Below are 19,581 nucleotides of genomic sequence, written 5' to 3' on the forward strand. Positions count from 1 at the left end.
TCGTGTTTCGCTAGTCTGTTTCCGTGGACCTTCAGAAGCAGACCGAGTCTCGCCCCGCCGCCGAGCCCCGGGTCGCCGAACTGCGCGCCTCGGACGCCGACCGCGACCGCATCGCCGACATCCTGCGCGACGCCATGGCCGAGGGCCGGCTGACCCCGGAGGAGCACGCCGAGCGGGTCGAGGGCGTGCTCGCCGCCAAGACGGTCGGTGAGCTGGAGGTCTTCATCCGGGACCTGCCGGCCGCCCACCACCGGGCCGCCCCGGCCTACGCCGCCGCTCCCGGCCGTCCGACCGCGGGCGCCATCCCGGCCGACCCCGACGAGAACGTGGTCGCGGTCTTCAGCAGCGCCGTCCGCAAGGGCCGCTGGCGCGCCGGGCGCCGTATCCACGCGTACGCGATCTTCGGCAGCGTCGAGATCGACCTCAGCGAGGCGCTCTTCGAGTACCAGCAGGTCGTCATCAAGGCGCTCTCGGTCTTCGGCAACGTCGAGGTCCGGGTCCCGGAGAACGTCTCGCTGCGCGGCACCGGCGGTGGCGTGCTGGGCAACTTCGAGGTGGACACGCTGGACGCGGCGGACCCGGACGCGCCCGTCGTCTATCTCGACGGCTGGGCCGTGCTGGGCAACATCGAGGGCAAGCCGAAGCGCGGCAGGCTCGTCGGGGACATCCTCGACCGGGTCCACCGCAAGGTCGACAAGAGTTTGCGCAAGCACCTGGACCGTTGACGGTCGTGAATTCCGGGGTCCCCGCGGCGGCGGGGGCCGGGCGCGAGCGGTGTGGCGCGGGCGTCGGCGCGCCCCTGGAATCCTGCGGTTCGGAACTGAGTGCATAGGCGCGCGTACAGCGGGTAGGCCTTGCTGCATCGTCTCTCGCTCGCGAAGCCGTCGTCAGGAGTAGACCCGTGCAGCAACCGCCGCATTCGTCCCTGCAGGTAGCTGCCGTACCGGCCCAGCGGGTGCCGGTGCGGGACAGGGACCAGGACGCGCCCTGGCACACCGAGGCGGTGTGCCGGCGTGACGAGGCCGGCCTGTTCTTCGCACCGTCCAAGGAACCCACCGCCGCCCGGCTCTCCCGCGAGGAGGCGGCCAAGAGGGTCTGCGCGCGCTGTCCGGTGATGGTCGAGTGCCGCGAGCACGCGCTGCTCCAGCCCGAGCCGTACGGCGTCTGGGGCGGCCTCACCGCCGCCGAGCGCCGCGTGGTGCTGGCCAGACGCCGTCGCCGCGAACTCGAACTGAAGAAGGCCCGCGCGGCGAACCGCATAGCGGCCGCGGGTTAGAAGCCTGGGGCCTGCGCGGGTCTGCCGGGGCTCCGATCGCGTGGCGTCCGGGTCACCCGTGCGGGCCCGGCCGGTGCCCGCGGGGCCGCGATCCGGGCCTGCGCCCGTGTCCTGCGGACCTGTGGGTCGTTCGTACGTGAAGGGGGCGCTCCCTCCGCACCGGGGGCGCCCCCTTCACGTATGAGTGCGGCCGCCGGTGGGCGGCCGCCGGGTGGTGGCTACTTCGCGCGGTCGAAGTCGATCGCGCTGTACGCACGCAGCTTGCTCAGCCGGTGCTCGGAGTCGATCCGGCGGACCGTGCCGGACTTGGAGCGCATCACGATCGAGTCGGTCGTGGCGGTCTCGGACCGGTAGCGCACCCCGCGCAGCAGTTCGCCGTCGGTGATGCCGGTGGCGACGAAGAAGACGTTCTCGCCGGAGACCAGGTCGTCCGTGGTCAGCACACGGTCGAGGTCGTGCCCGGCGTCGATCGCCCGCTGCCGCTCCGCGTCGTCCTTCGGCCACAGCTTGCCCTGGATGGTGCCGCCCAGGCACTTCACCGCGCAGGCCGAGATGATGCCTTCGGGGGTGCCGCCGACGCCGAGCAGCAGGTCGACGCCGGTGCCCTCGCGCAGCGCCAGGATCGAGCCGGCGACGTCGCCGTCGGAGATCAGCTTGATGCGGGCGCCGGTCTCCCGGATCTCCTTGATGAGACCGTCGTGCCGCGGCCGGTCGAGGATGACCACGGTGACGTCCTCGGGCGAGGAGCGCTTGGCCTTGGCGACCCGGCGGATGTTCACGGACACGGGCGCGTCGATGTCGACGAAGTCGGCGGCCTCGGGGCCGGTGACCAGCTTGTCCATGTAGAAGACGGCGGACGGGTCGAACATCGAACCGCGGTCGGCGGCGGCCAGGACCGCGATCGCGTTCGGCATGCCCTTGGCGGTGAGCGTGGTGCCGTCGATGGGGTCGACGGCGATGTCGCACTCCGGGCCGGTGCCGTCGCCGACCCGCTCCCCGTTGAAGAGCATCGGGGCTTCGTCCTTCTCGCCCTCGCCGATGACGACGACACCGTTCATCGACACGGTGGAGACGAGCGTGCGCATGGCGCGCACCGCGGCGCCGTCGGCGCCGTTCTTCTCGCCGCGCCCGACCCAGCGGCCCGCGGCCATCGCCGCGGCTTCGGTCACGCGGACGAGTTCCAGGGCGAGGTTGCGGTCGGGCGCCTCGGAGGGGACCTCTAGTTCGGACGGGAGGTGATGATTCTCGGTCATCGGAGCGCACCTTTCTGATACGGCGACGGCCGGATGAGGGTGTTGGCCCCGACTCTATCGCCAGGCTTACAAAATGAGCAGGGCCCCCCACGGATGAGCGCACCGGGCACCTGCGACGATAGGGCGCGTGGCAGGTTCGAACGGCAAGCAGAAGACGGTCCGGGACATGATTCTTTCCCTGGGCCTGATCATGGTCGCGGCAGGTGTCATCTACATCTTCGTCCCGCACGACGATCACGCTCCCGACATCAAGCGGGTCGACTACCGCATCGAGCTGCTGACGGCACGTCGTGCGGCGTCGTACCCGGTGGCCGCGCCCGAAGGCCTGCCGGGGAGCTGGAAGGCGACCTCCGTGCGCTTCCGGGGCGACGAGTCCGACGCCTGGCACCTCGGCTTCCAGGACCCCGACGGGGAGTACGTGGCCGTCGAGCAGTCGACTCAGAAGCGCGCCGAGTTCGTCGAGGAGGCGAGCCAGGGCGCGACGGCGACGAAGGTGACGGACGAGATCGGCGGCCGCACCTGGACCCGGTACACCGGGGGCCGCTACGACGCCCTCGTGCTGGAGGGCGCCGACGGCTCCACGACGGTCGTGGCGGGCACGGCGTCCTTCGACCGGCTGGTGAAGATGGCCGAGTCGCTGAAGACGGCGTGAGCCCCGGGGCCGTCCCGAGGCGTACGAGGGCATGACGAAGGCCCCCGGCGATGTGCCGGGGGCCTTCGTCATGCCCGGAGGTCCAGGGGGCCGTGGGCCGCCCCGGACGGTGTCCCGGGGGTCCGGGACCGGCTCAGACGGTGGTGACGACCTCGTCGTAGGCCAGGCGCGGGGAGCGCGGGAACCAGGCGTCCGGGCCCGGCTTGCCGATGTTGACCACCATCAGCGGGGTGTGGTCGTCGTCGAGGAACTCCTTGCGGACGCCCTCGAAGTCGAGACCGGTCATCGGGCCGGCGGCCAGCCCGGCGGCGCGGACGCCGATGATGAAGTACGCGGCCTGGAGGGCGGCGTTCAGCGCGGCGCTGGACTCGCGCACCGGGCGCTCGCCGAAGACGGCGTCCTTGGCCTGCGGGAAGTGCGGGAAGAGCTGGGGCAGCTCCTCGTGGAACTCGTTGTCGGCGGAGAGGATCGCGACCAGCGGGGCGGTGGCGGTCTTCTGCTTGTTGCCGTCGGCCATGTGCTGGACCAGGCGCTCGCGGGCCTCGGCCGAGCGGACCAGGGTGACCCGCAGCGGCGACTGGTTCATGGAGGTCGGGCCGTACTTGACCAGGTCGTAGATCGCCTGGACCTGCTCGTCGGTCACCGGCTCGTCGGTGAAGGTGTTCGCGGTGCGGGCCTCGCGGAACAGCAGGTCCTGAGCGGCGGGGTCGAGAACGAGAGACATCTGAACCTTCTCGGGCTGTGCGTCCGGCCCTGAGGTGCAGGACCGGCTTACGGCACCGACCATAAGCGAGATGAAGTTCAAAGTTCAACCAAACATGGAGCCTGGTGATCCGCTTCACAGGCGCCCGTCGCCCTCGGCCACCCCGTCGAGGGCGTCCCCGCGGCTACCCCGCCGAGCCCTCGGCCTCCGCGCCCTCCGCCTCCTCGGTCAGCGCCGCGTCCAGCCGCGCCCGCGCGCCCTCCAGCCACCGCCGGCACACCTTGGCCAGCTCCTCGCCCCGCTCCCAGAGCGCGAGCGACTCCTCCAGCGTCGTGCCGCCCGCCTCCAGCCGCCGCACGACCTCGATCAGCTCGTCACGGGCCTGCTCGTACCCGAGCGCCTCGTCCACCCTGCCGGTCATTCACTCACTCCTGGACATCGACTCGTACGTTGAACTCGCCCTCGGCGACCCGCGCCCGCAGCGCCTCCTGCGGCGCCACCTCGCCCGGGTCCCGGACGACATGCCCGTCCGCCCGCTGGAGCACGGCGTAACCACGCTTCAGCGTCGCCGCGGGGGAGAGGGCCACCACGCGCGCGTGGGTGTGGCCCAGTTCGGAATCCGCCCGGTCGAGGAGATGACCGAGGGTCCGCCGGCCCCGGTCGAGCAGGGACGCCACCTGGTCCTCCCGCTCGTCGACCATCCGGTGCGGGTTCTCCATCGAGGGGCGGGCCAGCGCATGGGCGAGACCGCGCTCCTCCCGGTCGACCAGCCCCCGCACACACCGCCGCGCCCGGTCGCGCAGCATCCGCACCCGCTCGTACTCCTCGCCGACGTCCGGTACGACCTTCTTCGCCGCGTCCGTCGGCGTCGAGGCCCGCAGATCGGCCACGTAGTCCAGGAGCGGGGTGTCGGGCTCGTGCCCGATCGCGGACACCACCGGCGTACGGCAGGCGGCGACCGCGCGGACCAACTGCTCGTCGGAGAACGGCAGCAGGTCCTCCACGCTGCCGCCGCCGCGCGCGACGACGATCACGTCCACGTCGTCGAGCGCGTCGAGCTCCTTCACCGCCTGCACGACCTGCGGGACGGCGTGCACCCCCTGTACGGGGACGTTGCGCACCTCGAAGCGGACGGCGGGCCAGCGGTGCCGGGCGTTCTCCAGCACATCGCGCTCCGCCGCCGAGGCGCGGCCGCAGACCAGCCCGACGAGCTGCGGCAGGAACGGCAGCGGCTTCTTGCGCTCGGGCGCGAACAGCCCCTCCGCCGCGAGCGACTTCTTGAGCTGCTCCAGCCGGGCCAGCAGCTCGCCGACGCCCACCGGTCTGATCTCGGCGGCCCGCAGCGACAGCTGCCCGCGCGGCGCGTACCACTCGGGCTTCGCGAGGACGACGACCCGGGCGCCCTCGCCCACGACATCGGAGACCGCGTCGAACACCTGCCGGAAGCAGGTGACGCTGACGGAGATGTCGTACGACGGGTCGCGCAGCGTCAGGAACACGACCCCCGCACCCGGGCGCCGCGACAGCTGGGTGATCTGCCCCTCGACCCACACCGCGCCGAGCCGGTCGATCCATCCCCCGATGAGCCGCGAGACCTCGCCGACGGGCATCGGGGCGTCCGCGGACGTGTTCACAGCCATGCGCCCGAGAGTATCGGCCGGTACCGACAATGCGGCCCGGCCCAGGCCGAGTCGACACCGGGATCCGCCACGCCCGGAGCCCGGCGGACGAGGCGGGTGCGACCGGCCCGGCCGGCCCGCGGCCGGCCGGCCGCCGGCCGGCCCCGGCGGACCGGGGGCGGGCGATCCCCGCCCCTCGGACGCGGCCTTACGATGGTTCCCATGACTGCTTCGCCTGGCCGCCGTGTCCTGCTCGCCGCCCCCCGTGGCTACTGCGCGGGTGTGGACCGCGCCGTGATCGCCGTCGAGAAGGCCCTCGAACAGTACGGGGCCCCGATCTACGTCCGGCACGAGATCGTGCACAACAAGTACGTCGTGCAGACCCTGGAGCGGAAGGGCGCGATCTTCGTCGAGCGGACGGAGGAGGTGCCCGAGGGGAACATCGTCATGTTCTCCGCGCACGGCGTCGCCCCCGTCGTCCACGAGGAGGCCGCGCGCGGCCGCCTCGCCACCATCGACGCGACCTGCCCGCTGGTCACGAAGGTCCACAAGGAAGCCGTCCGCTTCGCCGACGAGGACTTCGACATCCTGCTGATCGGGCACGAGGGCCACGAGGAGGTCATCGGCACCTCCGGCGAGGCCCCCGACCACATCCAGCTCGTCGACGGCCCCGCCGACGTCGCCAAGGTCGAGGTCCGCGACCCCTCCCGGGTCGTCTGGCTCTCGCAGACCACCCTCTCCGTCGACGAGACCATGGAGACCGTCGACGCGCTGAAGGAGAAGTTCCCGCAGCTCATCTCGCCGCCCAGCGACGACATCTGCTACGCCACCCAGAACCGCCAGCTCGCCGTGAAGCAGATGGGCGCCGAGGCGGACCTCGTGATCGTGGTCGGCTCGCGCAACTCCTCCAACTCCGTCCGGCTCGTCGAGGTCGCCAAGCTCGCCGGCGCGCGCGCCGCGCACCTGGTGGACTTCGCCAGTGAGATCGACGAGGCCTGGCTGGAGGGCGTGACCACGGTCGGCGTCACCTCGGGCGCGTCGGTGCCGGAGGTGCTGGTCGAGGAGGTCCTGGCCTGGCTGTCCGAGCGCGGCTACGCGGACGTCGAGCTCGTCAAGGCGGCCGAGGAGTCCATCACCTTCTCGCTGCCCAAGGAACTCCGCCGTGACCTGCGCGAGGAGGCGGCGGCGCTGGCCGCCGAGCGCGGCGGGTCCGGTGCGGCCGCCGACTCCGTGGAGTGACGGTGGGCCCCACGTCGTAACGTAGGGCCATGCAGATCTTCGGCGTGGACATCGGTGGATCCGGGATCAAGGGCGCTCCCGTGGACCTGGACATGGGCGACCTGGCCCAGGAGCGGTGCAAGGTGCTCACCCCGCACCCGGCCACTCCGGACGGAGTGGCCGACGGGGTGAAGCAGGTCGTCGACCACTTCGGCTGGACCGGCCCGGTCGGACTCACCTTCCCGGGCGTGGTCACCGGCGGGTCCACCATCCGTACGGCGGCCAACGTCGACAAGAGCTGGATCGACCTGGACGCGCGCGCGTTGTTCAGCGAACGGCTGGGCGGTCTGCCGGTGACCGTGGTCAACGACGCGGACGCGGCGGGCGTCGCCGAGATGGAGTTCGGCGCCGGCCGGGGCCGCCGGGGCACGGTCATCCTGCTGACCTTCGGCACCGGGATCGGCAGTGCCCTCTTCGTCGACGGCGTGCTCGTCCCCAACACCGAGCTGGGCCACCTCGAACTGAGCGGTCACGACGCGGAGAAGCGCGCCTCCAGCAAGGCCAAGGAGGACGGCGAGCTGACCTGGGAGCACTGGTCCCGCCGGGTCACGAAGTACCTCGCCCACGTCGAGATGCTGTTCTCGCCCGAGCTGTTCGTCATCGGCGGCGGCGTCAGCCGCAAGTCGGAGAAGTTCCTCCACTTCATCGAGGGCATCAAGGCCGAGATCGTCCCGGCCCAGCTCCAGAACAACGCGGGAATCGTGGGAGCGGCGATGCGGGCCCTCAAGGAGGGCTAGGCCCCGGGAACGACCCCTGGTGACGCGGGAACCCCGGGCCCCTCGTGGCACCGGGTTCACCGCGGCACCGGGTTCACCGCGGCGCCGGGTTCACCGCGGCGCCGGGTTCACCGGGGTCGTCCGGCTCACCGGGGTCGTCCGGCTCACCGGGGTCGTCGGCGCCGGCTCAGCGCTCGGACCTTCCGCACGATCGCGATCAGTCCGGCGACGAGCGTTCCGCCGTACAGCCACCCGGCCTGGGTGGCGAGCACCGTGATCACCCCCATCAGCCGGCTGCCGAGCCCGCCGTGGCCGTCGGCCATCGACAGCACCCCCGCCGTGAAGGCGATCGGCGCCACGACCGGCGCGGTCAGCAGGTCCCCCCGGCGCACCCACAGCGCGGTCAGCGCGCACACCGGCAGGAACAGCACCCCGTACACCGTCGGCGACCCGTCGAACAGCAGCAGGTCGAGCCAGCCGAGCAGGATCATCGCCGCCCCGCAGAACAGCCCGCCGCCCAGTCCGGTCAGCCGCGGGCCGGGGGCCTGCCCGGGGGGCCGGGCGACCGGGGGAGCGGGCCGCCGTACCGCCACCCGACGGCGCTGCACGGGTCCCCCCGCGGGAGCGTTCACCCGAGCCGGGCGCGAGGACGGCGCAGGACGGGACGAGGGCGCGGGACGGCCGGACGAGGGCGCGGGAGCGGAGGACGGCCGGGCGGGCCGCGCCACGTCCGCGGCGTCGCGTCTGCCCTGCGGAGGCAGGGGCGGGGGTGTGCCGCGTCGCGGTCCGTGCTGCTGGGGGCGCGTCCTGTGTTGCTCCACTGGACCAACTTAGGTCGGTTTATGTGTCGAATGGCTCCTCAGACACGCCGGTGGGCGTGGCTTGGCCAAGCGTTCGACACGAAGCCGGTAAGGGGCGCGGCACGCCGTAGACTGGTGGATCGGCCCCCTGGTCCCGGCCCCCTGGCCCCCACCCCTCTCACGTACGGGAAGTCGCAACGTGTCGCTCACGATCGGAATCGTCGGTCTGCCGAATGTCGGCAAGTCGACCCTGTTCAACGCCCTGACCAAGAACGACGTGCTGGCGGCCAACTACCCGTTCGCCACGATCGAGCCCAACGTGGGCGTCGTCGGTGTCCCGGACGCCCGGCTCACGAAGTTGGCCGAGATCTTCTCCTCGCAGCGGGTCCTGCCGGCCACCGTCGACTTCGTCGACATCGCGGGCATCGTGCGCGGCGCCTCCGAGGGCGAGGGCCTGGGCAACAAGTTCCTCGCGAACATCCGCGAGTCGGACGCGATCTGCCAGGTCATCCGTGCCTTCAAGGACGAGAACGTCGTGCACGTCGACGGCAAGGTCTCGCCGAAGGACGACATCGAGACGATCAACACCGAGCTGATCCTCGCCGACCTCCAGACCATCGAGAAGGTCCTGCCGCGCCTCCAGAAGGAGTCGCGGATCAAGAAGGACATCGCGCCGAAGGTCGCGGCGGTCGAGGCGGCCAAGGAGATCCTGGAGAAGGGCGACACCCTGTTCTCCGCGGGCATCGCCCAGGGCTCGGGCAACGAGGAGCTGCTGCACGACCTGCACCTGCTCACCACCAAGCCGTTCCTCTACGTCTTCAACGTCGACGAGGACGAGCTGGTCGACGAGGACTTCAAGGCCGAGCAGCGCGCCCTGGTCGCCCCCGCCGAGGCGATCTTCCTCAACGCCAAGCTGGAGCAGGACCTCGCCGAGCTCGACGAGGCGGACGCCATGGAGCTCCTGGAGTCGGTCGGCGCCGAGGAGCCGGGCCTGGCCACCCTCGCCCGTGTCGGCTTCAACACCCTCGGCCTCCAGACCTACCTGACCGCAGGCCCCAAGGAGTCCCGCGCCTGGACGATCAAGAAGGGCGCGACGGCCCCCGAGGCCGCCGGTGTGATCCACACCGACTTCCAGAAGGGCTTCATCAAGGCCGAGGTCATCTCCTTCGAGGACCTGGTCGAGACGGGCTCGGTCGCCGAGGCCCGCGCCAAGGGCAAGGCCCGCATGGAGGGCAAGGAGTACGTCATGCAGGACGGCGACGTGGTGGAGTTCCGCTTCAACGTCTGACCGGACCCGCACGGACGGCCCGACCCGCGAGAGCGAGGGTCGGGCCGTCCTGCTGTCGGCGGCAGCCGTCAGAACCTGGAGCAGCCACGGGTCGTAGACCGTGGAGCGGTGCCCCACGTGCACGACCCACACCACCAGCTCGCCGTTGTCGATCGTGTACACGACTCGGTAGTCGCCGACCCGCAGTCGGCGGCGCTCGGGCCGGGACACGAGTGCGGTGGTGTCGAGGCCGAAGGGGTCGCTCTCCAGCTCCGTCGGTTTCGCCAGGATGCGCAGCGCCAGGTCACGCGGGATCTCGCGCAGCTCGGTCCGTGTGCCGTGTGTACACAACGCTGATGGATTCTGGTCGGTGCCGAGGGGCGGCAATGGCAGTATGCGGGGACATGGCGAGAGGGGCCGGGGCGGTATGGGGCGCAGCGAGCGGGAGGCGGTCGCCGCGGGGAGGCGGCTGTACGAGGCGGCGCAGGCGCTGGCCGGTGACCACGGGCGGGCTGTCGAGGCGGTTCGGGAGGCGCTGAAGCCGATCTGCGACACTGCGGTGGAACAGGCGCTGGGCGCCATCCCGGTGGCCCGGTTGAAGGAGGTCACCGAGGGGCGGCTGAGGCTCGGGGAAGTCGAGAAGAGCGGGCTGGGATCGGTTTGGCAGGTACTCGATGCGGGTTCCTACCGGTTGCGGCAGATTCCCGGCGTGGGGCAGCGGACCGCCGATCAGGTCATCGCGGCGGCGCGTCAGATATCCGATGCCGTTCGGGAGACCGTCGCCGTCCACATCGACGTGGATCGGCCGGAGCCGCGAACCACCTCGCTCGTCATGGCCCTGAACGTGCTGGTGGAAGCGGGCCCCGATGCGCGGCGAGCCGTCGACAAGGCCGCGGCTCTCTCGGAGCGGTTCGGTCCGCTGCTGGCCGAGGCCAGGCCGGCCTCCGGACGGCTGCGGATGCTGCTGGTGGGGCAGGACGGACGAGCTCGGGCGCGGGAGGCAGTCGCAGAGCTCCGCGGGCTGATCGAGGAAGCGGCGCGGAGCGGTGTGCCGGAACTGCTCGCGCAGGCTTCGGTGGATCTGCTGCGCGGTACCTCGACGGAGGTTGCGGCCTGGGTCGACTTCGAGCTGCGTTCCGCCGAGTACTACAGCCTGCTCGCGGAGATCTCCGGCCGCAGACCGGACACTGCCGCCGCCGAGGGGTTCCTGCCCGACGACATCGCCGGGCGGGTCCGCGACCAGATGCTCGACGACACCCACCGGCGGGTGTCTCTGCGCGGCTATCAAGCCTTCGGGGCGCGCTTCGCCCTGGCGCAACGCAAGGTGATCCTCGGCGACGAGATGGGACTCGGCAAGACCATCCAGGCCATCGCCGTCCTGGCTCATCTTGCTGCCGGGGGACAGAGTCACTTCATGGTCGTCTGCCCGGCCAGCGTCCTGATCAACTGGACGCGAGAGATCGAGGCCCGAAGCAAGCTGCGCGTGACGCCTCTGCACGGCCCCGACAGGCAGGAAGCGTTCGCCGAGTGGAAGGACCGGGGCGGCGTAGGGGTGACCACCTTCGACGGCCTGCGTGGTTTCCCTGCTCCTGGAGGCGGCGAGGTGGGGATGCTGGTCGTGGACGAGGCGCACTACGTGAAGAATCCGAAGACGCGTCGCTCCCAAGCCGTGACCGAATGGTCCGGGCGCTGTGAACGCGTTCTCTTCATGAGCGGCACACCGATGGAGAACCGGGTCGCCGAGTTCCGCAGCCTCGTGGGGATTCTTCAGCCGCATCTGGCAGAGGCTGTCGGCGACCGTGACGGAGTGGCCGGCTCCAAGGCGTTCCGGAAGGCTGTCGCCCCGGTCTATCTGCGCCGCAACCAGCAGGATGTCCTGACCGAACTGCCCGCGCTCCAGCAGACGGACGAGTGGGAGGAGCTGAGCACGTCGGACGAAGAGGCTTATCTCGAGGCCGTGCGCGCCGGCAACTTCATGGCGATGCGCAGAGCGGCGTACGCGCGCCCCGGGAAGTCGGCCAAGCTGAACCGGCTGCGCGAGATCGTCGAGGACGCTGCCGAGAACGGGCTGAAGGTGGTGGTGTTCTCCAACTTCAGGGATGTCCTCGGGGCGGTGAAGGACATGCTGGATGCCGCGCGGAACCCTGGTGGCGGTCAGGTGTTCGGGCCGATCTCGGGAAGCGTGCCGCCCGCGCGCCGTCAGCAACTGGTGGACGAGTTCGCCGCCGTGCCGGGTCCAGCGGTGCTGGTGGCGCAGATCGAGGCGGCGGGGGTGGGGCTCAACATGCAGGCCGCGTCCGTCGTGATCATCTGCGAGCCCCAGATCAAGCCGACCATCGAACATCAGGCGGTGGCGCGGGCCCACCGCATGGGACAGGTGCGTCCGGTCCAGGTGCACCGGCTGCTCGCTACCCGCGGGGTGGACGAGCGGATGGTGGAGATGCTGAAGAACAAGACCCGTCTGTTCGACGCGTACGCACGTCGCAGCGCGGTCGCCGAGTCGACGCCGGACGCGGTCGACGTCTCGGACACGGCGATGGCCCGTCAGATCGTCGAGGAGGAGCAGGCGCGGCTGGGAGCGGTCCGCAAGGAGTCCGCAGGGCGCCCGTGAGCGACCCCCGGGTCCCGACGGTCCACCCCTTCCGCGTATCCGTGCCGACCTTTCAGCCGCTGCGTGGCGGTGTGAGCTTGTCGAGGTCCAGGCTGATCTCGAAGGGCACCGGGCGCCGGAGGGTGCCCCGGAAGATTCCGGCGGGGGCGTAGGCGCCGGTCGGCTCGTCGAGCTCGTAGACGTGCACGACGGGTGCCCCGTCCTCGTCCTCGATGCACCAGTAGTGGGGGATGCCGGCCTCCGCGTACTTGCGGAGCTTGACCTTGCGGTCGCGGTGCGCGGACTCGGGGGAGACGACCTCCACGACGAGCTGCACGTCCTCGGGGGCGTACCAGGTGCGGTCGGGGTCGTAGGGCAGGTCCGTCAGCAGCAGGTCCGGCTCGGGACGGTTGCGGGCGTCGAGGCGGATCGTCATCTCCCGCTCGACCTCGAAGCCGGCCGGTGCCTGCGTCATGAGCGTGGTGGTCAGGGCGGTGACGAGGCGGCCGTGCCAGGCCCGCTGCGGCGACATCATGAAGACGAGCGCTCCGTCGATCAGTTCGGTGTGGCGCGGCGCCTCGGGGAGGCTGTCCAGGTCCTCCGCGAACCAGCCTTCCGCGCGAGGCGGGCGCATCCAGTCGGGCAGTGCGGTCATGGCTTCAAGGTAGCGGCCCGCGACCGGGCGCGGAGGGGCTGAGCGATCTCGGGTCGGGGGATCTCGGTACCTTGCCGTGCCGCACCTCCGGGACCCCCGGCCCGCCGCCCGACCGGCCTCACACCCCGGGTCGTCGCGCGCTTACCATGCGCCAAGGTCGTACGTCAGTTCTGATCTCTCGTCCCTTCCGCATCCGGGGATTCGGGGCTGGCGCCGCCGAGCCGTCCCGCCGCCCGCCGTCCCGTCAGAACCAGGAGCACGGTAACCGTGTCCATACCTCCGCCCCCGGGGGCCCACGACCCCCAGCAGCCCCAGCAGCCCCAGGGGCCCTACCAGGTTCCGCCGCCCGCGCCGTACCCGCAGTACGGGGGCTACGGGCAGCCTCCGTACCAGACCTGGGGACAGGGCTACAGCCCGTTCAACCGGCCCGCGCCCGTCAACGGTGTGGCCATCGCCTCCCTGGTCCTCGGCATCCTCTGCTTCCTGCCGGCGGTGGGGCTGGTGCTGGGGGTCGTCGCGCTGGTGCAGATCAGGCGGCGCGGCGAGCGCGGCAAGGGGCTGGCGATCGGCGGGGCGGCGATGTCGTCGATCGGGCTCGTGCTGTGGACGCTGATGCTCACCACGGGCGCGGCGAACGACGTCTGGGAGGGGTTCAAGGAGGGCGCCCAGAACAGCGTGAGCGTGCCGGTCAGCGCCGGTGAGTGCTTCGACGCGCCGGACGCCGAGGACGGCTACACCTACGACGTCGACGTGGTCCCCTGCGACGGCGAGCACGACGGCGAGGCGTTCGCCGTGTTCGGCCTGCGCGAGGGTGCCGACTACCCGGACGACTCCTACCCCGGCGAGACCCATGTCTCGGACATCGCCGACGACAGGTGCTACAAGCTCCTGGGCCGTTACGCGATGGACCCCTGGGCCGTTCCCGAGGACGTCGACGTGTACTACTTCACCCCGACCGAGGACTCCTGGGACTTCGGCGACCGCGAGATCACCTGCTTCTTCGGCAACACGGACGAGGACGCCACGCTGACCGGCTCGCTGCGCAACGACGCCTCGATGCTCGACGCGGACCAGGAGGCCTTCCTGAAGGCGGGTCAGGCCCTGGACGCCGCGCTCGCGCAGGAGCCCCTGGACTACCCCGAGGAGGACCTGGGGACGAACACGGACTGGGCGGGCGACGTCGAGGACGCGCTCGCGGCGCAGGCCGCGGCGCTGCGCGCGCACGACTGGCCGGCCGCCTCCGAGCGGCCCGTGGCCGCCCTGGTGAAGGACGTGGAGGCGGCCCGCAAGGAGTGGGCGAAGGCCGCCGCCGCCGACGACGCGGACACGTTCTACGCGCACTACGACAGCGGGTACGAGTTCATCGACGACGCCGCCACGGTCACCGCGCGCAAGGCTCTGGGCCTGGCCACCACCCCTCCGTCGTACGACGACTACGGCGACGGGGCGGGCGACGGCGGGGGCAGTGAGGACCTCGATGTGTGAGCACGGCCGGAGTGGGGAGAAAGTGCCTGCGTAAAGCCCTCCGCAGGCCCAAGTCATCACATCGAGTGATTCTCTGGCCTTTGCTTGCACGAGACGACCCACGGTTGCCAGGCTGTTGCTGTCTGTACAACCTGATGGGAGCGGCCAGTGACATTCGGTGAGCAGCCGGCGTATCTGCGCGTCGCGGGTGATCTCCGCAAGAAGATCGTCAATGGTTCGCTGCCACCGCACACCCGGCTGCCCTCCCAGGCCAGAATCCGCGAGGAGTACGGCGTCTCGGACACCGTCGCCCTGGAGGCGCGCAAGGTGCTGATGGCCGAGGGGCTCGTCGAGGGCCGCTCCGGCTCGGGGACGTATGTGCGCGAACGGCCGGTGCCGCGCCGGATCGCCCGCTCCGGGTTCCGTCCGACCGGCGGCGCGACCCCCTTCCGCCAGGAGCAGGCCGACGTGGACACGCGCGGCACCTGGGAGTCCAGCAGCGCGCAGGCGGAGGCGAGCGGCGCCGTCGCCGAGCGGCTCGGCATCAAGCCGGGCGACCGCGTGATGTGCACGCGGTACGTGTTCCGCGAGGCCGGCGAGGCGATGATGCTCTCCACCTCCTGGGAGCCGCTCGCCGTGACCGGGCGGACGCCGGTGATGCTGCCCGAGGAGGGGCCGCTCGGCGGCATGGGCGTGGTCGAGCGGATGCGTGCCATCGACGTCATCGTGGACAACGTCACCGAGGAGGTCGGCGCCCGTCCCGGCCTCGCGGAGGAACTCCTCGCGCTGGGCGGGGTGCCCGGCCATGTCGTCCTGGTCGTCCAGCGCACCTACTACGCCTCGGGACGCCCGGTGGAGACGGCCGACGTGGTCGTCCCGGCGGACCGCTACCGGGTCGCGTACCACCTTCCCGTGAAGTAGCGCGCGACCTGCGCACAACCTCATATCTGTCACCCCCGGACGGCGCTCGGTCGAGGCCGTCCGGGGCGCTGCTGCCTTCCGGTCGTTCTCGCAGGTCGTCCCGGGCGGCTTCGGCATGCCGCCGACCGGTTGCGGTGCACGGTGCGCGGGGCGCGTTCACTGCCGTGCGCCCCTGGGGGCTGGCCGGTTGCGTACCTCTTTGTGAAAAGCCGTATTCGCTGCGTGAAGGTTGGGCGTAGGCTCGGGCATATGCGGATTGCGGTTTCGTTAGAAGGCGGGGCGCGGGGCGAAGCGCGGGCGGGAGGGGTGCGATGAACGACGGCGGCACGATCGCTCTTCCCTGGCTCGTCATACGGCAGGACGACAACGGCAATCGCTATCGCGTGGGGAGGTACGCGACCCGCGCCGAGGCGCAGAAGATCGCGGACAGTCTCGACCACCGCGGACACAAGCAGCTGTACTGGGTCGAGCGGATCGGGCAGCACGACGACGCCACCCGCAACTGACCTGCCCGCCACCCCGCTCCCGTAGGCTCCGGCCCATGACGGAACGGATCGTGGTCGGGGCCGCCCTGCTCGACGGTGGCCGCCTGCTCGCCGCGCGCCGCAGTGCGCCCCCCGAGCTGGCCGGGCGCTGGGAGCTGCCCGGCGGCAAGGTCGAGCCGGGCGAGACGCCCGAGGCGGCTCTCGTGCGCGAACTGCGCGAGGAGCTCGGCGTCGAGGCCGAGGCCGTCGAGCGCGTACCGGGTCGGTGGCCGCTGAGAGCGCCGTACGTCCTGTGCGTGTGGACCGCGCGGCTGCGCGCCGGCTCCGCCGCGCCCGAGCCCCTCCAGGACCACGACGAGCTGCGCTGGCTCACCCCCGCCGAGATCTGGGACGTGGACTGGCTTGAGCAGGATGTGCCCGCCGTGCGGGAGGCGCTCGCGCGCCTGAGGCCCGTCTGAGCTTCCCGTGCGCCGTTTGTGACACAGTGCGCCCCGGAGGGCGGTGTCCCATGCCGGATGTCGGGTATGTGCCTATTAACCCCTCAAAACCGGACATGGGGCGATCCGCTTGCCCGGGAAGTGATCGGCGTGATCGACACCGAAGGCGACTGCACCGAATGGACCTTTCCCGCAGACCCCGGCGCGGTTCGTGCGGCGCGCACGGTGGTCCGGGAGCGGTTGCTGGGCTGGGATCTCGAATCCGTCAGTGACATGGCGGCCCTGCTGGTCAGCGAACTCGTGACCAACTCCCTGCGTCATGCGACCGGTCCCATCGGCGTCCGCCTCGTCCGTCCCTCCCGGCTGCGCGGAGTGCTGGTGGAGGTCTCCGACCCGCTGCCCGACCCGCCCCGCGAGCGCGCCGCCCGCCCGGAGGACGAGAGCGGCCGCGGCCTGCAACTGGTCGCGTCCTCCTCGCGCCGCTGGGGCACCCGGCCCGGATCGGCGGGCAAGATCGTGTGGTTCGAGCTCGCGGTGCCGGACTGAGCAGTGAAACCAGTCTTTTTGGGCGGTTTCGTGTCGTATGCCCCTCGACATCTTCTGTACGCGCGCCCACGTACTGTCGACTGGCCGATTCAGGTCGACGATGATCCCCCGCGCACGTGGTTCGACGGTGTGTTCCCTGGTTAGAAGACTGGAAGTGTTGTCACGGACAGGTCCGAAAAGAACCTGGACCGTGCTGTGATCGTGAACACCGTGTCGTGCGGCACCGTAGTGCTGGATACTGCGGGCAGCCGCCCCCGGTGACCGGTGCCGGGCGCGGTGAGCTGGAGGGGACGGTTCGCGTGAGCGAGATACCAGCGAAGGCGACGGAGTCCGAGGACCCGTCGGGCGGAGCGAGGGCGGATGCCTCGGGCACCGCTGCCCACGCGGAGGTGCCGTCCGGCGATCCCATGTGGCAGAGCAGTCCGCCCGGCTCGATGTACGACTACATCCGGGTCGCGTCCTTCTCCATCGGCGCCGACGGTTTCGTGGACCAGTGGAGCCTGCGCGCCGAGGAGATCTTCGGCATCCCGGCCGAGCGCGCCGTGGGCATGGATCCCATCCAGGCGTTCGTCGACCCCGACCTGCGCGAGCGCGGGCAGCGCAAGATGGCGGAGATCCTCGACGGCCGGGAGTGGACCGGGGTGGTCCCCTTCCGGATGCCGGACGCCCCGGCCGGAGAGCGCGGCGAGGAGGGACTCGCCGAGGTCTATGTCATGCCGACCCGGACCACGGAGGGTGACAAGGCCGCCGTCTGCATCGTCGTCGACGTCCGCACCCTGCGCAGCATCGAGACCGACCTCGCCGCCTCGCAGGCGATATTCGGCCAATCTCCGTTCGGCTTCCTGCTGATCGACGCCGATCTTCGGGTGCGCCGCGCCAACGAGCGGTTCGCCTCCATCTTCGGCGGCAGCCCCGACGACCACCGCGGCCAGGGCGTCCACGACTACCTGCCGCGCGGCGAGGCCGACCGGGTCTCCGCGACCCTGCGCCGCGTCCTGGAGACCGGCGACTCCATCACGGACATGCACGTCACGGGCTTCGTGCCGGGCTCCGAGGAGCGCCGCCACTGGTCCATCAACCTCTACCGCGTGCACAGCGGCAGCGGCCGACCGATCGGCATCGCCTGGCTCGGCACCGACATCACCTCCCGCCGCGCGGCCGCCCGCGAGGCCGCCGCCGCCCGCCGCAACCTCGCCCTGCTCAACGAGGCCGGCGCCCGGATCGGCAACTCCCTCGACCTGGAGACCACCGCCCGCGAGCTCCTCGACGTCGTCGTGCCGGGGTTCTGCGACCTCGCCACCGTCGACCTCTACCAGGGCCTGCTGGCCGGCGACGAGACCCCGCCCGGCCTCGCCGACGGCAGCGCCGAACTGCGCCGCGTCGCCTTCGCCAGCGCCGTGTCCGACGCGCCCTTCGCGGGCGGCGACCGGCCCGTCGCGGTCGGCGCGGTCCACCACTACCCCTTCAACTCCCCGTGCGCGGACGCCCTGCGCACCGCCCGCCCGCTGCTCATCCCGGGCGAGGACGGCGGCCTGGTGCAGTCCACGCTCGCCGTCCCGATGGTCGCCCACGACACGGTCGTGGGACTGGCGCAGTTCGCCCGGACGAAGGGCAGCGAGCCGTTCGGCGACCGGGACCGGGACCTGGCGGTGGAGCTGGCGGCGCGGGCCGCCGTCTGTATCGACAACGCCCGCCTGTACCGCCGCGAGCACGAGCGGGCGCTGATCCTGCAACGGTCCCTGCTGCCGCCCGGCGACCCGGTCGCCTCCGGTCTCGACATCGCCTGCCGCTATCTGCCCGGCAACGCCTCCACCGGCCGCCCCAGCGAGGTCGGCGGCGACTGGTTCGACGTCATCGAACTCCCCGGCCACCGCACGGCGCTGGTGGTGGGCGACGTGATGGGCCGCGGGCTGCGCGCGGCGGTGGCCATGGGCGAACTGCGCACCGCCGTAAGGACTCTGGCCCTGCTCGACCTCGAACCCGCCGAGGTGCTCTCGGCGTTGGACGAGATCGCCCGCGGACTCGGCACCCCCGGCGGGGTCCAGCAGGCCACCCGGGCCGCGCGCCGCCCCCGCGAGGCCGACCTCTCCGAGGTGTACCTCGCGACCTGCGTCTACGCGGTCTACGACTCCGTCACCCGCCGCTGCACCTTCGCCAACGCCGGTCATCTGCCCCCCGTCCTCGTCGAACCGGGCGAGGCCGCGCTGATGCTCGACGTGCCGCCCGGGATGCCGCTCGGCGTCGGTGGCGAGCCGTTCGAGGAGGTGGAGGTCGAACTGCCCGAGGGCGCCCTGCTGGCGCTCTACACGGACGGCCTGGTCGAATCCCGCGACCACCCCCTCGACGAGGGCCTCCAGGCGTTCGTGGGCGCGCTGACCGACCCGACGCGCCCGCTGGAGGACGTCTGCGACCACGTCCTGCGGACCCTCGACACCCACCACGGCGAGGACGACATCGCGCTGCTGATGGCCCGCGTCCAGGGACTGCCCACCGAGTCAGTCGGCGACTGGACGCTGCCGCGCGAACCGCGCAGCGTCGGCCGCGCCCGCGAGTACGCGCGCGGCCAACTGCTCAGCTGGGGCCTGGAGCCCCTGGTCGACACGACAGAACTCCTCGTCAGCGAACTGGTCACCAACGCGCTGCGCTACGGCGAGGGCGAGATCCGGCTGCGCCTCCTCCTCGACCGCACCCTGGTGTGCGAGGTCTGGGACTCCGGCCTGGTACAGCCCCGGCGACGGCGTGCCCGCGACACCGACGAGGGCGGCCGCGGCCTCCAGCTCGTCGGCCTGCTCTCCGCCGCCTGGGGCTCGCGCCGTACCCCCCGGGGCAAGACGGTGTGGTTCGAACTCCCGCTCCCGGACGGCGAGACGGGCCTCATGGATCCGGCGGAGGCCCTGCTCAGCCTGTTCTGAGACCTCC

At 71.5% G+C, this 19,581-nt stretch carries 19 protein-coding genes and 1 pseudogene; 13 read left to right on the plus strand and 7 right to left on the minus strand.

Translation table 11 applies throughout. The features are described 5' to 3' along the window. Positions 1-23 precede the first annotated feature (23 nt). Both ACZ60B_RS04660 and ACZ60B_RS04665 read left to right on the plus strand, forming a co-directional pair. On the plus strand, positions 24-725 hold the full coding sequence (locus ACZ60B_RS04660) for a DUF1707 SHOCT-like domain-containing protein (protein WP_469384161.1): 702 nt from the start codon (positions 24-26) through the stop codon (positions 723-725). 176 nt (positions 726-901) lie between these two features. Continuing rightward, entirely contained in the window at positions 902-1,276 is a 375-nt protein-coding gene (locus ACZ60B_RS04665; protein WP_162469284.1) for a WhiB family transcriptional regulator, read from the plus strand. A 218-nt stretch (positions 1,277-1,494) separates the two neighbouring features. Here ACZ60B_RS04665 and glpX read toward each other — a convergent pair whose 3' ends face one another. Continuing rightward, positions 1,495-2,529, minus strand: coding sequence for a class II fructose-bisphosphatase (gene glpX, locus ACZ60B_RS04670; protein ID WP_375973165.1), 1,035 nt, complete (start codon positions 2,527-2,529; stop codon positions 1,495-1,497). A 127-nt stretch (positions 2,530-2,656) separates the two neighbouring features. Between glpX and ACZ60B_RS04675 the strand changes: the two genes are divergently transcribed. Continuing rightward, positions 2,657-3,181, plus strand: coding sequence for a DUF4245 domain-containing protein (locus tag ACZ60B_RS04675; protein WP_469384162.1), 525 nt, complete (start codon positions 2,657-2,659; stop codon positions 3,179-3,181). Between the two features lie 133 nt (positions 3,182-3,314). Here the strand turns inward: ACZ60B_RS04675 and ACZ60B_RS04680 are convergent, their stop codons facing one another. The 3 genes from ACZ60B_RS04680 to xseA all read right to left on the minus strand — a co-directional run bounded on the left by ACZ60B_RS04680 (position 3,315) and on the right by xseA (position 5,524). Then, complete coding sequence (locus ACZ60B_RS04680; RefSeq protein WP_469384163.1) at positions 3,315-3,905, minus strand: malonic semialdehyde reductase; 591 nt, start codon at positions 3,903-3,905, stop codon at positions 3,315-3,317. A 163-nt stretch (positions 3,906-4,068) separates the two neighbouring features. Beyond that, positions 4,069-4,305, minus strand: coding sequence for an exodeoxyribonuclease VII small subunit (locus ACZ60B_RS04685; RefSeq protein WP_469384164.1), 237 nt, complete (start codon positions 4,303-4,305; stop codon positions 4,069-4,071). A gap of 4 nt (positions 4,306-4,309) precedes the next feature. Further along, entirely contained in the window at positions 4,310-5,524 is a 1,215-nt protein-coding gene (xseA, locus tag ACZ60B_RS04690) for an exodeoxyribonuclease VII large subunit (RefSeq protein WP_469384166.1), read from the minus strand. A gap of 201 nt (positions 5,525-5,725) precedes the next feature. Here xseA and ACZ60B_RS04695 point away from each other — a divergent pair, with 201 nt between their 5' ends. Together ACZ60B_RS04695 and ppgK are read left to right on the plus strand one after the other, a co-directional pair. Next, positions 5,726-6,742 carry a 4-hydroxy-3-methylbut-2-enyl diphosphate reductase gene (locus ACZ60B_RS04695; protein WP_469384168.1) on the plus strand — a complete coding sequence of 339 codons (1,017 nt, stop codon included), beginning with the start codon at positions 5,726-5,728 and terminating at the stop codon, positions 6,740-6,742. A 29-nt stretch (positions 6,743-6,771) separates the two neighbouring features. Next, the gene (gene ppgK, locus ACZ60B_RS04700) at positions 6,772-7,518 is read left to right on the plus strand and encodes a polyphosphate--glucose phosphotransferase (RefSeq protein WP_469384169.1); all 747 of its coding nucleotides are present in this window, start codon (positions 6,772-6,774) and stop codon (positions 7,516-7,518) included. A gap of 143 nt (positions 7,519-7,661) precedes the next feature. Here ppgK and ACZ60B_RS04705 read toward each other — a convergent pair whose 3' ends face one another. Next, a complete protein-coding gene (locus ACZ60B_RS04705) occupies positions 7,662-8,318 on the minus strand; it encodes a DUF6542 domain-containing protein (RefSeq protein WP_469384171.1) in 657 nt (218 codons plus the stop codon). A gap of 178 nt (positions 8,319-8,496) precedes the next feature. On the opposite strand from ACZ60B_RS04705, the gene ychF reads away from it, so the two are divergent. Beyond that, positions 8,497-9,585 carry a redox-regulated ATPase YchF gene (gene ychF / locus ACZ60B_RS04710; protein WP_469384172.1) on the plus strand — a complete coding sequence of 363 codons (1,089 nt, stop codon included), beginning with the start codon at positions 8,497-8,499 and terminating at the stop codon, positions 9,583-9,585. Between the two features lie 90 nt (positions 9,586-9,675). Here ychF and ACZ60B_RS04715 read toward each other — a convergent pair. Beyond that, positions 9,676-9,915, minus strand: a pseudogene (locus ACZ60B_RS04715) (type II toxin-antitoxin system RelE family toxin); the annotation flags it as partial. Between the two features lie 76 nt (positions 9,916-9,991). Here ACZ60B_RS04715 and ACZ60B_RS04720 point away from each other — a divergent pair. Then, positions 9,992-12,175 (plus strand): DEAD/DEAH box helicase, encoded by a 2,184-nt coding sequence (locus tag ACZ60B_RS04720; protein ID WP_469384174.1) that lies wholly within the window; start codon positions 9,992-9,994, stop codon positions 12,173-12,175. Between the two features lie 52 nt (positions 12,176-12,227). Here the strand turns inward: ACZ60B_RS04720 and ACZ60B_RS04725 are convergent, their stop codons facing one another. Next, positions 12,228-12,809: a Uma2 family endonuclease gene (locus tag ACZ60B_RS04725; protein WP_469384176.1), complete on the minus strand. Its 582-nt coding sequence runs from the start codon at positions 12,807-12,809 to the stop codon at positions 12,228-12,230. Between the two features lie 267 nt (positions 12,810-13,076). Here ACZ60B_RS04725 and ACZ60B_RS04730 point away from each other — a divergent pair, with 267 nt between their 5' ends. The 6 genes from ACZ60B_RS04730 to ACZ60B_RS04755 all read left to right on the plus strand — a co-directional run bounded on the left by ACZ60B_RS04730 (position 13,077) and on the right by ACZ60B_RS04755 (position 19,574). Beyond that, positions 13,077-14,294: a DUF4190 domain-containing protein gene (locus ACZ60B_RS04730; RefSeq protein ID WP_469384178.1), complete on the plus strand. Its 1,218-nt coding sequence runs from the start codon at positions 13,077-13,079 to the stop codon at positions 14,292-14,294. A gap of 147 nt (positions 14,295-14,441) precedes the next feature. Further along, positions 14,442-15,194, plus strand: coding sequence for a GntR family transcriptional regulator (locus tag ACZ60B_RS04735; protein WP_469384180.1), 753 nt, complete (start codon positions 14,442-14,444; stop codon positions 15,192-15,194). 311 nt (positions 15,195-15,505) lie between these two features. After that, the gene (locus ACZ60B_RS04740) at positions 15,506-15,700 is read left to right on the plus strand and encodes an SPOR domain-containing protein (RefSeq protein ID WP_152892976.1); all 195 of its coding nucleotides are present in this window, start codon (positions 15,506-15,508) and stop codon (positions 15,698-15,700) included. A 35-nt stretch (positions 15,701-15,735) separates the two neighbouring features. Beyond that, positions 15,736-16,137, plus strand: coding sequence for a (deoxy)nucleoside triphosphate pyrophosphohydrolase (locus ACZ60B_RS04745; protein ID WP_469384181.1), 402 nt, complete (start codon positions 15,736-15,738; stop codon positions 16,135-16,137). A 66-nt stretch (positions 16,138-16,203) separates the two neighbouring features. Beyond that, positions 16,204-16,662, plus strand: coding sequence for an ATP-binding protein (locus tag ACZ60B_RS04750; protein WP_469384183.1), 459 nt, complete (start codon positions 16,204-16,206; stop codon positions 16,660-16,662). Between the two features lie 299 nt (positions 16,663-16,961). Beyond that, entirely contained in the window at positions 16,962-19,574 is a 2,613-nt protein-coding gene (locus tag ACZ60B_RS04755; protein ID WP_469384185.1) for a SpoIIE family protein phosphatase, read from the plus strand. Positions 19,575-19,581 lie beyond the last annotated feature (7 nt).

This window comes from Streptomyces sp. NPDC104096 (assembly GCF_055584385.1).

What these genes read in the sequence shown, in the direction of transcription:
- xseA (WP_469384166.1), bottom strand. Translation starts at nt 5,524, where the DNA reads ATGGCTGTGAACACGTCCGCGGACGCCCCGATGCCCGTCGGCGAGGTC.
- ACZ60B_RS04745 (WP_469384181.1), top strand. Translation starts at nt 15,736, where the DNA reads ATGACGGAACGGATCGTGGTCGGGGCCGCCCTGCTCGACGGTGGCCGC.
- ACZ60B_RS04750 (WP_469384183.1), top strand. Translation starts at nt 16,204, where the DNA reads ATGTGCCTATTAACCCCTCAAAACCGGACATGGGGCGATCCGCTTGCC.
- ACZ60B_RS04685 (WP_469384164.1), bottom strand. Translation starts at nt 4,305, where the DNA reads ATGACCGGCAGGGTGGACGAGGCGCTCGGGTACGAGCAGGCCCGTGAC.
- ACZ60B_RS04740 (WP_152892976.1), top strand. Translation starts at nt 15,506, where the DNA reads ATGAACGACGGCGGCACGATCGCTCTTCCCTGGCTCGTCATACGGCAG.
- ACZ60B_RS04680 (WP_469384163.1), bottom strand. Translation starts at nt 3,905, where the DNA reads ATGTCTCTCGTTCTCGACCCCGCCGCTCAGGACCTGCTGTTCCGCGAG.
- ppgK (WP_469384169.1), top strand. Translation starts at nt 6,772, where the DNA reads ATGCAGATCTTCGGCGTGGACATCGGTGGATCCGGGATCAAGGGCGCT.
- ACZ60B_RS04725 (WP_469384176.1), bottom strand. Translation starts at nt 12,809, where the DNA reads ATGACCGCACTGCCCGACTGGATGCGCCCGCCTCGCGCGGAAGGCTGG.
- glpX (WP_375973165.1), bottom strand. Translation starts at nt 2,529, where the DNA reads ATGACCGAGAATCATCACCTCCCGTCCGAACTAGAGGTCCCCTCCGAG.
- ACZ60B_RS04720 (WP_469384174.1), top strand. Translation starts at nt 9,992, where the DNA reads ATGGGGCGCAGCGAGCGGGAGGCGGTCGCCGCGGGGAGGCGGCTGTAC.
- ACZ60B_RS04695 (WP_469384168.1), top strand. Translation starts at nt 5,726, where the DNA reads ATGACTGCTTCGCCTGGCCGCCGTGTCCTGCTCGCCGCCCCCCGTGGC.